The following is a 12931-nucleotide window of genomic DNA, read 5'->3' as shown; positions in this document are numbered from 1 at the left end:
CCTCCGATTAAATGATTTTTCTTAAATGTTCTGCAAATTGCGCAATTTGATCATCTCCATCACCTTCAATAATGATTCGCTGGCGAACTTTCTGTTTTGGTGCGGCGATAGATTGAGACGATAATGCGGCAACGTTATCTAAGCCAATATCTGCCATCGTCCAAGCTTGGACGGGTTTTTTAGCAGCACCTAAGATGGCTTTCATGGATGGAATAACGGGAACGTTAATATCGGAGGTAACAGCGATAATGGCTGGTAATGGAAGGGATAACGTTTCAATTTCGTCTTCCAGTTCACGCTCTACAATCACCGTATCGGCTGTGATAGAAACAATGTTTTTCACACCATTAATGGCAGGAACTTGCAGGGTTTCACCTAATAAAATACTCACTTGTTGTGCATTGAGATCTGCGGAACCATCACCGCAAATAATTAAATCAAAGCCCACTTTCTGTGCCGCGGCACCAAGGGTAATCGCAGTTTGATGGGGCAGTGCATGCTCAAGTTGGTCATCAATAACAACAACCAGCTCATCTGGGCCACGTGATAGCACATCTTTACGCGCTTTCATATTAGTTAGTGCTTTACCACCAATACTTAACGCAATTACTTTGCTGTCTGCTTGCTGCGCTTTTATTTGGTTGGCAGTTTCAATTGCATTTAAATCATATTGACTGATTTTGGTATCGGCACGTGAAAAATCTAAAGAACCATCTGAGCTATTTACAATAATATCTTGTTCATCAGGAACAGATTTATAGCATGTAATAATATTCATTACATCTCCTAAAATAATATTAATAAATATGATCCGTTTCGGTTTCGGATTATATAATTATCATGATCTGGATATTTAAAAATAAAACCTAAGTCACCAATATTGAAAACCTTAAATTAAAGGGAGTTTAATTACTCATACTGATACCCTACTCACCAATATTATAAAAATCACCTAGTTATCAATGAAATGTTCAATATTGCTACCTGAATCACCAATACTGAAGGTATTTAATAACATTAACGTTACACAATATTTTATCTCTATGTATTTATTGGTATTTAGAGTTATTTTAAATAGAAAAAACAATAACAATTATTTATCACGAATAATATTGTGACCTTAATAACAGAATTGTTAATGGGGACTAGACATGATTTAGATAGAATTTGAATTAATACTTAATTAGGTTTCTCGGGATTTAATAATAAATATAAGTTTTAAATAAATGTAAGTATGAGGTTATGTATTAGGTGTTGAGAATAATATCTATTTTAAAACTTATGTATTAAATAATAAATTGGGATCGAACTATGAGCAAAGAAAATAAAAAAGGTGGGATAGAACCGAAGGTTTTTTTTCCACCGTTGATCATTGTTGGACTATTGTGTTGGTTAACTGTCCGTGACCTTGATGCTTCAAATGAAGTTATCAACCAAGTTTTCAGCTATGTCACCAATGTGTGGGGCTGGGCATTTGAGTGGTATATGGTCGTGATGTTTGGTGGCTGGTTTTGGTTGATTTTAGGACCATATGCTAAGAAACGCCTAGGAGAAGAGAAGCCTGAGTTTAGCCGAGCAAGCTGGATTTTTATGATGTTCGCATCTTGTACTTCGGCCGCCGTGCTGTTTTGGGGGTCGATTGAAATCTATTATTACGTTTCTGCACCGCCTTTTGGCTTTGAACCTTATTCAAATGAGGCCAAAAATATTGGGCTTGCATACAGCCTATTTCACTGGGGACCACTCCCATGGGCGACCTATAGCTTCTTATCTGTCGCATTCGGTTATTTCTTCTTTGTTCGCAAAATGGATGTTATTCGTCCAAGTAGTACGCTAGTTCCTCTGGTAGGGGAAAAACGGGTAAACGGGTGGTTTGGTACGCTTGTTGATAACTTCTATCTCGTTGCGTTGATATTAGCAATGGGAACTAGTCTAGGATTAGCAACACCGTTAGTTACTGAATGTATTCAATATTTATTTGGTATTCCTCATACCTTACAACTTGATGCCATCATCATTTTCTGTTGGATCATCCTAAATGCAATTTGTGTGGCTTTCGGCCTGCAAAAAGGGGTGAAAATTGCGAGTGACGTCCGTAGCTACCTGAGTTTCTTGATGTTGGGATGGGTATTTATTGTTGGTGGCGCTAGCTTCATTGTGAACTATTTCACCGATTCTATCGGTGTCCTAATGATGTATATGCCTCGCATGCTGTTTTATACCGATGCGGTAGGTAAAAGTGGCTTCCCACAAGGCTGGACAGTGTTTTACTGGGCATGGTGGGTTATCTATGCCATTCAAATGTGTATCTTCCTCGCGCGTATTTCTAAAGGCCGTACCGTCCGTGAGTTGTGTATCGGGATGGTGGCAGGCTTGACGGCGGGAACAACGTTAATTTGGACTATTTTAGGGAGTAACACACTCCAACTTGTTGACCAAAATATTATTAATGTTCCCAAACTAATTGAAGAATTCGGCGTTGCGCGCGCCATCATTGAAACATGGGCTGCCTTACCTTTGAGCACTGTAACAATTTGGGGCTTCTTCATCCTCTGCTTTATCGCCACTGTGACACTCATTAATGCCTGTTCCTACACCCTCGCTATGTCGACTTGTCGCGCAGTGAAAGATGGTGATGAGCCGCCATTGTTAGTGCGCATCGGTTGGTCTGTCTTAGTCGGTGTTATCGGCATTGTTTTGCTGGCGTTAGGCGGATTAAAACCCATTCAAACAGCGATAATTGCCGGAGGATGCCCACTTTTTTTCGTCAACATCATGGTAACGCTCTCCTTTATTAAAGATGCCAAAGTGCATTGGAAAAATGACTAATTTACTCAGAAACAACATTTAAGAGGTTATTGATATGGATTTTAGATTGAATGATGAGCAGGAGCTGTTTGTCGCAGGGATCCGTGAACTGATGGCCAGTGAAAACTGGGAAAGCTATTTCGCTGAATGTGACCGCGACAGTAAGTATCCTGAACGCTTTGTAAAAGCGTTAGCGGATATGGAAATCGATAACCTGCTGATCCCAGAAGAACATGGCGGCTTAGATGCAGGGTTTATCACCGTTGCTGCGGTATGGATGGAGCTGGGTCGCCTGGGAGCACCAACCTATGTGCTGTACCAACTACCGGGCGGTTTTAATACAGTGCTAAGAGAAGGAACTCAAGAGCAGATTGATAAAATCATGGCGTTCCGCGGTACGGGTAAACAAATGTGGAACTCGGCGATCACTGAACCGGGGGCTGGCTCTGACGTAGGTAGCCTACAAACCACTTACCAACGCCGTAATGGCAAAGTGTATTTGAACGGTAGTAAATGTTTTATCACCAGTAGTGCTTACACCCCATACATTGTGGTGATGAGCCGTGATGCGGATTCACCAGACAAACCTGTTTTCACCGAATGGTTCTTAGATATGAGCAAACCAGGTATCAAGGTGAACAAACTTGAAAAACTGGGTTTACGCATGGATAGCTGTTGTGAAATCACTTTTGATAATGTCGAACTTGATGAAAAGGACATGTTTGGCCGCGAAGGTAATGGTTTTAACCGTGTAAAAGAAGAGTTCGACCATGAACGTTTCTTAGTGGCCTTAACTAACTATGGTACTGCGATGTGCGCGTTCGAAGATGCGGCTCGTTATGCTAACCAGCGTGTTCAATTTGGTGAAGCCATTGGCCGTTTTCAGTTAATTCAAGAAAAATTTGCACATATGGCGATCAAGCTCAATTCAATGCGCAACATGTTATATGAAACTGCATGGAAGAGTGACAACGGATTGATCACCTCTGGAGATGCAGCAATGTGTAAATACTTCTGTGCAAATGCGGCATTTGAAGTCGTGGACTCTGCGATGCAAGTACTCGGTGGTGTAGGAATTGCAGGTGAGCACCGGATCGCCCGTTTCTGGCGTGATCTGCGTGTGGATCGCGTATCAGGCGGTTCAGATGAAATGCAAATACTGACATTAGGCCGTAGCGTACTAAAACAATACCGCTAATAACTGAACGTAATGGGATGGCTTTCACGAGAGGGCCAACCCTGCTTCACAGGAGATAACAACATGGCAGAGCATCTACCTATGCCAGAATTTGGCCCTCTAGCTGGGGTTAGAGTGGTATTTTCAGGAATTGAAATTGCTGGCCCATTCGCGGGGCAAATGTTTGCAGAATGGGGTGCTGAAGTGATCTGGATAGAAAATGTCGCTTGGGCAGACACTATTCGCGTTCAACCCAACTACCCTCAGCTGTCACGACGTAATTTACGTGCATTATCATTGAATATTTTCAAGGATGAAGGGCGTGACGCATTTTTAAAACTGATGGAAACCACGGATATATTCATTGAAGCGAGTAAAGGCCCCGCATTTGCTCGCCGTGGTATCACGGATGAAGTACTTTGGGAACATAACCCTAAACTGGTCATTGCACACTTATCCGGTTTCGGGCAGTACGGTGACCCGCAATATACCAACCTCGCAGCTTATAACACTATTGCTCAAGATTTCAGTGGCTATCTGATTCAAAACGGTGATAAAGACCAGCCAATGCCTGCTTTCCCGTATACCGCAGATTATTTTTCTGGCATGACTGCCACAACGGCGGCACTGGCGGCACTGTATAAAGCACGTGAAACCGGAAAAGGTGAAAGCATTGACGTTGCCATGTATGAAGTGATGTTGCGTATGGGGCAATACTTCATGATGGACTACTTTAATGGCGGCGAAATCTGTCCACGTATGACAAAAGGAAAAGACCCCTATTACGCAGGTTGTGGTCTCTATAGCTGTAAAGATGGTTATATCGTGATGGAAATTGTCGGCATCACGCAAATTCAGGAAATTTTCAAAGATATTGGGTTAGCGCATCTGTTAGGTACACCAGAAATACCGGAAGGCACACAGCTAATTCACCGTGTGGAATGCCCTTATGGGCCTTTAGTGGAAGAAAAACTCGATGAATGGCTAGGTTCACGTTCGATTGATGAAGTGCTAGCAAGACTCGCGGAATTGAATATTGCTAGCGCCAAAGTCCTTACGATTCCTGAGCTAGAAACCAATCCTCAATACATTGCACGCGAATCTATTACCAGTTGGCAAACAATGGAAGGAAAAACCTGCCGTGGTCCTAATGTCATGCCTAAATTCAAAAATAACCCCGGACAAATCTGGCGAGGCATGCCATCACACGGTATGGACACGACAGATATCTTAAAAAATATTGGATACAGCGAAACTGATATTCGGGGGTTAGTCAATAAAGGGCTAGCCAAAATAGTTGATTAATTGAATGGGTACTCAGGGCAATGATGACTATTGAGCTGAGTATTCATCAGGGAAATGATGGGTAACAATTAATGGATGTAATCGGTAAACAAAATTTGCGTCAAATGTGGGATGACTTAGCAGTCACCCACGGTAACAGTCAGGCGCTTATCTTTGAATCCTGCGATGGAAAGGTTAGCGAGTTCAGTTACTTAGAAATGAACCAGCAAATTAATCGCACCGCCAATCTCTTTTTAGCTTATGGCATTCAAAAAGGCGATAAAGTGGCTTTACATTTAGATAATTGCCCTGAATTTTTCTTTTGCTGGTTTGGCTTGGCTAAAATTGGGGCGATTATGGTCCCAATTAATGCGCGTTATAAATACAGTGAAAGTGCCTGGATCATGCAGAACTGCCAACCCAAAATGGTGGTAACTTGCTCCTCTTTCTTAGATATTTATCAACAAGTATTCGCTGATGAAGCGACCAGCTTAGAACATATTTTTTTGATTACAGAAACGCAAATTGAACCCGTAGAGCATATTTCTGACTTTTGGCTTGAGCAGTCACAACAACATACTCAGTTGACTCAGGTGGTTGAATTGCATGTCGAGGATACGGCCGAAATTTTATTTACCTCTGGAACGACCTCGAAGCCTAAAGGGGTAATTATTACCCACTATAACCTCCGCTTTGCCGGTTATTACTCTTCTTGGCAAAACAGCTTACGCTCTGATGATATTTATTTAACAGTCATGCCTGCTTTTCATATTGACTGCCAATGTACAGCTTCTATGGCTGCATTTTCTGCTGGTGCTACGTTTGTTTTATTAGAGAAATACAGCGCACGCCGTTTTTGGCAACAAGTGGTGAAATACAAAGCGACTGTCGTCGAACTTATCCCAATGATGATCCGCACATTATTAAGCCAGCCGCTGGCGGATAACGAAAAAGATCATTGTTTACGAGAAGCCATGTTTTACCTCAATTTAAGTGAAGAAGAACGCGACCAGTTTATGGCCCGTTTTGGGGTGAAGCGGTTTTTAACTTCGTATGGAATGACGGAGACGATAGTTGGTTTGATTGGTGATAGGCCTGGCGATATGCGTCGTTGGCCATCCATTGGCCGCCCTGGTTTTTGTTATCAAGCTCAAATTCGGGATAGAAATAACCAACCTGTCGGAACAGGGGTTATTGGTGAGCTTTGTGTAAAAGGTGAACGTGGTAAAACCCTCTTTAAAGAGTATTACAACAGCCCTGAAGCGACAGCAAAAACCTTTGACGAAGCGGGATGGATGCATACGGGTGACTTTGCTTACCAAGACAAAGACGGCTTTTTCTATTTTGTCGATAGAAGCAGCAATATGATCAAACGCGGTGGAGAAAATGTCTCTTGCAGTGAAATCGAAAATATTATCGCCTCACATCCTGCCATTGTCGATGTTGCGGTGATTGGTATTGTGGATGATATCCGAGATGAAGCGATTAAAGCCTTTATTGTGCTTGAAGAAGGGGAAACCTTAACTCAGGAAGAATTTTTTGCTTTTTGTGAAAAACAAATGGCGAAATTTAAGGTGCCAACGTGTGTTGAGGTACGTAAAGATTTACCGCGTAACTGTTCTGGAAAAGTATTGAAAAAATATCTGCAATAATCGACAAACTTGATTAATTTTGCATACGTTTTCGGGTTGCACATGTGCAACCTGAAGCGTCACTGCACGACGAAGAAAGGATTATATTATGAGCGAATCATTAAAAATCACTCGAAATGGCGCTATTTTAGAAATCATACTCGATAGACCTAAAGCAAATGCAATAGATGCAAAAACTAGTTTCAAAATGGGAGAAGTTTTCCTTAATTTTCGCGATGACCCTTCTCTGCGTGTCGCCATTATTACCGGGGCAGGAGAGAGATTTTTCTCTGCGGGTTGGGATTTAAAATCTGCGGCGGAAGGTGAAGCACCTGATGCTGATTTTGGTCCAGGAGGCTTTGCCGGTTTGACTGAAATTTTTAATTTAAACAAACCTGTTATTGCTGCGGTGAATGGATATGCGTTTGGCGGTGGTTTTGAACTGGCTTTAGCGGCAGATATGATTATTTGTTCTGAAAATGCCAGTTTCGCATTACCTGAAGCCCAACTCGGGATTGTTCCGGATAGCGGTGGTGTTTTACGTTTACCTAAAATTTTACCTGCGCCAATCGTGAATGAAATGGTGATGACCGGCAGACGAATGGATGCGCAGGAAGCATTACGTTGGGGAATTGCTAACGATGTGGTTCCTATTGAGAGCCTGATGGATAAAGCCCGTGAACTTGCAGAACAAATCACCCAAAGTGCGCCACTTGCTGTCGCTGCACTGAAAGAAATTTTCCGCGCTACAGGTGAACTTACAGTTGAAGAGGGGTATAAACTTATGCGTAGCGGCGTGCTGAAAAACTACCCTGCGGTTTTACACTCAGAAGATGCAACAGAAGGCCCGCTGGCGTTTTCCGAAAAACGTTCACCGAGTTGGAAAGGGCGCTAGTACGCTAGCAGTGAGGTGAATCTTGAGTTTTTACGCTTTTGAAGGGGTGATCCCAGTTGTTCATCCCACCGCATATGTACATCCATCAGCGGTAGTGATTGGTGATGTGATTATCGGTGAAGGAGTGTTTGTCGGGCCTAACGCCTCTTTGCGTGGGGACTATGGTCGTTTGATCATAGAAAAAGGTGCGAATATTCAGGACTGTTGCATTATGCATGGCTATAGTGATGTTGAAACGATTGTCCATGAGTGCGGACACATAGGTCACGGTGCTATTTTGCACGGATGTATTATTGGTCGTGATGCTTTAGTCGGTATGAATAGTGTGATCATGGACGGTGCTGTCATTGGCGAGCAAAGCATTGTTGCTGCGATGAGTTTTGTTAAAGCTGGGTTTCAAGGAGAATACCGTCAGATGTTAGTCGGAAGTCCAGCCCGTTTTTTACGCTTAGTGACTGATGAAGAACTGCATTGGAAGCAGTTAAATACTAAGGAATATCAAGACTTAGCGTGCCGGTATCAGCAACACTTACAGGAAACCCAGCCACTAATAGAGCTTGAAGCTAATCGACCCCAATTATTTGGTACAACGGATGTAAAACCTAAGGGGCAATGATTCACAAAAAGGCCGTAAAATAAAAAACGCAGATAGTGAAGTCTGCGTTTTTTATTGATGTGAAGCTAAGAAATAGGTTTAACGACGTTGTGCTTTTGATAGCATCCATTGCCATTTTTGCTCTCGATTTAATTCACTTGGTGGCATAGAGGCTGCTTTTATAGGAGAATCGATAGTGACTTTTTCAGCTTGATGATTTCTTAAACGTGCATAAAGCTGGTTATCAATTTTCTTAACTTTAATAAGCCGCTGGCATTGGCAGCCTCGTCCCGATAATTTATTTGGGATCATTTTTACTTCACACTGAATTTCAGCAACATCAGATAAAATATAAGAAACAATATTGACTGCATTAGGATGCGGGATATCAAAGTTGTTAGATATCTCTCTAGCTGTAGTCCAGCGGCCTTGTTTCATTACCCAGTTTGCAATAGATAAATACAAGGGTTCATTAATATATTGTCCACACATAAGCGCTCCCAAATCTATTTATTAAAATCGACTAAATAAAAATAAACCATATGAAAATTGTAGTTGGAATAGCGTTTATTTGTTTCCTGGTTTGTTAATTAAGAAAACAAAATAATTACTTATTAATTTCTGGTTAAAATTGTTAAAATAATATATTCGTTATAAAAATAAATTATCATTTCTTACATATAAAAAATAATATTTTATAATGATATGTGACGAATATAATTCAGAGACTAAATTACGCTGTCATACAGTGACAAAGTTCATATTAATAGATTTTAAAATAATTTGCATGCCTTTATTGTGAAAATTTACATTCAAGATAAAAGCTTTGTTTGTATTCTTATTTCAGGTAAATAGCTGAATATCGTTGTAGATAAACTGATTATATTTGGTTTTATATTTTATTTTAATGATCTTGAAATATAATAAAAATGTGACATAGGTGATTTTTTTAAATGAACATTAGTGAGTCAGTAATAATAGGGAACTAAACACTTTTTTAGCGTATTAAGAAAAGGAATAAGAGTGATTGGCTTTGTGATTGAATAGGGCATTGTATTGTTAATGCAATGCCCTGAAGATAAAAACTATTTGGCTAAGTAGTTATTAATAGAATTAACAATACCTGTGGAATCTAAGCCCAGTTCAGCAATAAGTTCCTCTTGGGTACCCTGAGAAATAAAATAGTCAGGTAAACCAAGGTTTAAGGTTGGAATGATTTTTTTCTCATGCATTAGGAACTCATTCACACCGCTACCAGCACCACCCATGATGGCATTTTCTTCGAGAGTGACAAGTACATTATGGGTATTGGCCATTTCAAGGACCAGAGCTTCGTCTAAAGGCTTCACAAAACGCATATCTACAACAGTTGCATTGAGTTGTTCAGCAGCAACTAATGCGTGGCTTAATAATGTGCCAAAACATAAGATAGCGACTTTTTCGCCTTGGCGACGAACAATACCTTTACCAATAGGCAGTGGCGATAACGGCTGTAATTCAGCGCCTGTTCCTGTACCTCGAGGGTAACGAACCGCACATGGGCCATCTTGGTAATGGTAGCCAGTATGCAGCATTTGGCGGCACTCATTTTCATCACTTGGAGCCATAATAACCATGGTTGGTATACAGCGCAGGAATGAAATATCAAATGAACCTTGGTGAGTTTGTCCATCAGCACCAACAATGCCTGCCCGGTCAATTGCAAACATGACAGGTACCTTTTGGATAGCCACATCATGAATGACTTGGTCATAACCGCGTTGCAAGAAAGTGGAATAGATAGCAACGATAGGCTTATAGCCACCAATGGCGAGGCCTGCCGCAAAGGTGACAGCATGTTGCTCCGCGATTGCGACATCGAAGTATTGCTCTGGGAATTCTTTAGAAAACCGAACCATACCAGACCCTTCACGCATCGCAGGGGTGATAGCCATCAGCTTGCTATCGTCTTTGGCCTCTTCACACAGCCAATCCCCAAAGATTTTAGAGAATGTTGGCCCCGTCTCTTTGCTTTTAGGTAAAGTGAAGGTACTTGGGTCAAATTTAGGAACAGCATGCCAGCTAATAGGGTCTTTTTCTGCTGGCTCATAACCCCGGCCTTTTTTGGTCATGATATGTAAAAATTGCGGGCCTTTTAAATCACGCATATTTTTTAACGTTTGAACTAAGGCAACAACATCATGGCCGTCAACAGGGCCAATATAATTAAAACCTAATTCTTCAAACATGGTCCCCGGTACGACCATGCCTTTAATGTGTTCTTCTGTCTTTTTCAGTAACTCTTTAATAGGTGGCATGTTAGAAAAAACTTTTTTTCCACCTTCACGCAATGTTGTGTAGAGTTTTCCAGAAAGCAAGTGAGCTAAGTGGTTGTTTAGTGCGCCAACATTTTCTGAAATAGACATTTCGTTATCATTTAAGATAACCAACATGTCAGGTGCAGCATCGCCAGCATGATTCATCGCCTCAAATGCCATTCCTGCGGTAATGGCGCCATCACCAATCACACAAACCGTTTTACGGTTTTGTTTTTCTTTTTCTGCGGCAATGGCCATGCCTAAACCGGCACTAATGGATGTTGAGGAATGGCCAACGCTTAAAATGTCATATTCACTTTCTTCACGCCATGGAAAGGGATGTAAACCATTTTTTTGACGAATGGTATCAATACGGTCACGGCGCCCCGTTAATATTTTATGTGGGTAGGCTTGGTGACCGACATCCCACACAAGGTTATCAAACGGTGTTTTATAGACATAATGTAGTGCGACGGTGAGCTCAACAGCGCCAAGACCAGAAGCAAAGTGACCGCTAGAGCGACCGACGCTACTCAGTAAAAATTGTCTGAGTTCATCACAAAGCTTGGGCAAACTCTCTTTAGGCAACAGACGAAGCTCATCTGGTGTCTCTGCCAAGGCTAGCGTTGGATATTTAGCGATATCAATACTCATTAGTTGCTCACTTATAATTAATAAAAAACCCAACTTACTTAGCCATAACAAAATGACTATTTTCAGTATTTAGCGGCATAAAGCCTCTATGTGCTGTTGGGTTGCCTTCGTTTATCGTGCCTATAACTCGAGTGATTAAGAAGTCATCCATCTATTTTGTTGTGTTATAGGAATGATTCGAAGATACATTAGGGTAATAAATTGCCGTAATTATCGATCTTCTTGTAGCCAAAAGGCAAAGCATATTGTCAGCTTTTACGTTCAATAATGAAATTAGCTAAAGCGCTTAACATTTCTATATTATATCCATGGGACTGGAGTGTCTCTAAAGCATCTATTGCATCATGATATAGCTCACGTGCTTTTTTCTGCGCCGCTTCAAGCCCTAATAGCGATGGATAGGTACTTTTTTCATGTTCGGCATCAGTTCCTTGGCGTTTACCCGTGACTTCACTATCACCGATAACATCTAGAATATCGTCCTGTACTTGAAAGGCAAGACCGATGGATTGTGCATATTTATCTAAAACAGGTAACAATTGTTGACCTTTTTCACCTGCCGCAAAAGCACCAAGACGGATTGCAGCACGAATCAATGCCCCTGTTTTATGTTGATGAATGCGCTCGAGAGATTCAAGGTCAACTTGCTTCCCTTCTGCATCTAAATCAAGTGCTTGTCCGCCACACATACCTGCTAAGCCACTTGCGTATGATAACTCTGCAATCATCGCTATGCGGTCTTTGTCTGTTACATCTGGCATTGGTGCAGATGACAGCAATTGGAAAGCCAATGTTTGCAATGCATCTCCAGCAAGCACCGCATTGCCTTCACCGTATTTAATATGGCAAGTCGGTTGGCCACGACGTAAATCATCATCATCCATTGCAGGTAAATCATCATGGATTAATGAATAAGCATGAATACATTCGACTGCAGCAGCAGGGGCATCAAGGTTTTCTTGGCTAACACCAAACATCGAGCCGATGGCATAAGTTAAAAATGGACGTAAGCGTTTTCCACCTAATAATGTGCCATAGCGCATAGCTTGCGCTAGAGGGAGGTTTGCAAACGGCAGCGCATTTAAGGCATCTAATAGGTATTGATTGACTCTGTCGTAAGCTTGCTTTTGTTGCTGCGTAAAGCTATCTAAATGTTGTTCAGACATAATTTATTCTGTATCAGGTGAAAAATCGGCTAGAGGTTTATTTTCGTCATCGCTTAGCAAAATTTGTACACGTTGCTCTGCTTGCTGTAATACTTTTTGACCTTGTTTAGCAATTTGAACACCACGTTCAAACTCATTAAGGGCATCTTCTAAGGGAAGTTCACCGGATTCTAGGCGAGCGACGATCTGTTCTAGCTCTTGAAGTGAGTTTTCAAAACTAACAGTCGGAACTTGCTGAGTTTTTTCTTTAGCCATAGTCTTTAGCCACTAATGTGAAATCAGTTAATTCGAGGGATTTTAAATATTCAGCAGACTAACGCAGTCTTGCTACGGTTACAATTTATTATTGGGGTTTTTAGATTCAACCCGCAAGATAGTGTTATAATACGCCTCTTTATTGACAATTGGTAACGTGTCATGTGTC

At 41.4% G+C, this 12931-nt stretch carries 11 protein-coding genes; 6 read left to right on the top strand and 5 right to left on the bottom strand.

Going from position 1 to position 12931, the window contains the following annotated elements; translation table 11 throughout:
- Positions 1-7: 7 nt before the first annotated feature.
- Positions 8-778, bottom strand: coding sequence for a putative electron transfer flavoprotein FixA (fixA, locus tag SJ312_RS10540; protein ID WP_004905507.1), 771 nt, complete (start codon positions 776-778; stop codon positions 8-10).
- A gap of 533 nt (positions 779-1311) precedes the next feature.
- On the opposite strand from fixA, the gene caiT reads away from it, so the two are divergent.
- From caiT to caiE, 6 genes are all read left to right on the top strand, one after another.
- Entirely contained in the window at positions 1312-2829 is a 1518-nt protein-coding gene (gene caiT, locus SJ312_RS10535) for an L-carnitine/gamma-butyrobetaine antiporter (protein WP_004905502.1), read from the top strand.
- Between the two features lie 34 nt (positions 2830-2863).
- Complete coding sequence (gene caiA, locus SJ312_RS10530; RefSeq protein WP_004905499.1) at positions 2864-4006, top strand: crotonobetainyl-CoA dehydrogenase; 1143 nt, start codon at positions 2864-2866, stop codon at positions 4004-4006.
- 63 nt (positions 4007-4069) lie between these two features.
- On the top strand, positions 4070-5290 hold the full coding sequence (gene caiB / locus SJ312_RS10525) for an L-carnitine CoA-transferase (protein ID WP_319867622.1): 1221 nt from the start codon (positions 4070-4072) through the stop codon (positions 5288-5290).
- 71 nt (positions 5291-5361) lie between these two features.
- Positions 5362-6921, top strand: a complete 1560-nt coding sequence (caiC, locus tag SJ312_RS10520; RefSeq protein ID WP_110592399.1) for a crotonobetaine/carnitine-CoA ligase — start codon at positions 5362-5364, stop codon at positions 6919-6921.
- A gap of 88 nt (positions 6922-7009) precedes the next feature.
- On the top strand, positions 7010-7795 hold the full coding sequence (gene caiD / locus SJ312_RS10515) for a crotonobetainyl-CoA hydratase (protein ID WP_094961958.1): 786 nt from the start codon (positions 7010-7012) through the stop codon (positions 7793-7795).
- 22 nt (positions 7796-7817) lie between these two features.
- Positions 7818-8411 (top strand): carnitine operon protein CaiE, encoded by a 594-nt coding sequence (caiE, locus tag SJ312_RS10510; protein ID WP_004905486.1) that lies wholly within the window; start codon positions 7818-7820, stop codon positions 8409-8411.
- 78 nt (positions 8412-8489) lie between these two features.
- On the opposite strand, the gene caiF is transcribed toward caiE, so the two are convergent.
- The 4 genes from caiF to xseB form a co-directional block, all read right to left on the bottom strand.
- On the bottom strand, positions 8490-8882 hold the full coding sequence (caiF, locus tag SJ312_RS10505; RefSeq protein WP_094961959.1) for a carnitine metabolism transcriptional regulator CaiF: 393 nt from the start codon (positions 8880-8882) through the stop codon (positions 8490-8492).
- 593 nt (positions 8883-9475) lie between these two features.
- Positions 9476-11341: a 1-deoxy-D-xylulose-5-phosphate synthase gene (gene dxs, locus SJ312_RS10500; protein ID WP_110592397.1), complete on the bottom strand. Its 1866-nt coding sequence runs from the start codon at positions 11339-11341 to the stop codon at positions 9476-9478.
- A gap of 248 nt (positions 11342-11589) precedes the next feature.
- On the bottom strand, positions 11590-12507 hold the full coding sequence (ispA, locus tag SJ312_RS10495; RefSeq protein ID WP_004905476.1) for a (2E,6E)-farnesyl diphosphate synthase: 918 nt from the start codon (positions 12505-12507) through the stop codon (positions 11590-11592).
- A gap of 3 nt (positions 12508-12510) precedes the next feature.
- Positions 12511-12762: an exodeoxyribonuclease VII small subunit gene (gene xseB, locus SJ312_RS10490; RefSeq protein ID WP_004914571.1), complete on the bottom strand. Its 252-nt coding sequence runs from the start codon at positions 12760-12762 to the stop codon at positions 12511-12513.
- Between the last annotated feature and the right edge of the window lie 169 nt (positions 12763-12931).

The sequence above is a fragment of the Providencia sp. CIM-Carb-044 genome, assembly GCF_033901115.1.
GTDB classification, from domain to species: domain Bacteria; phylum Pseudomonadota; class Gammaproteobacteria; order Enterobacterales; family Enterobacteriaceae; genus Providencia; species Providencia hangzhouensis.
Note: the sequence above shows the minus strand (reverse complement) of the source record. Positions and strands in the feature narration are given on the sequence as shown.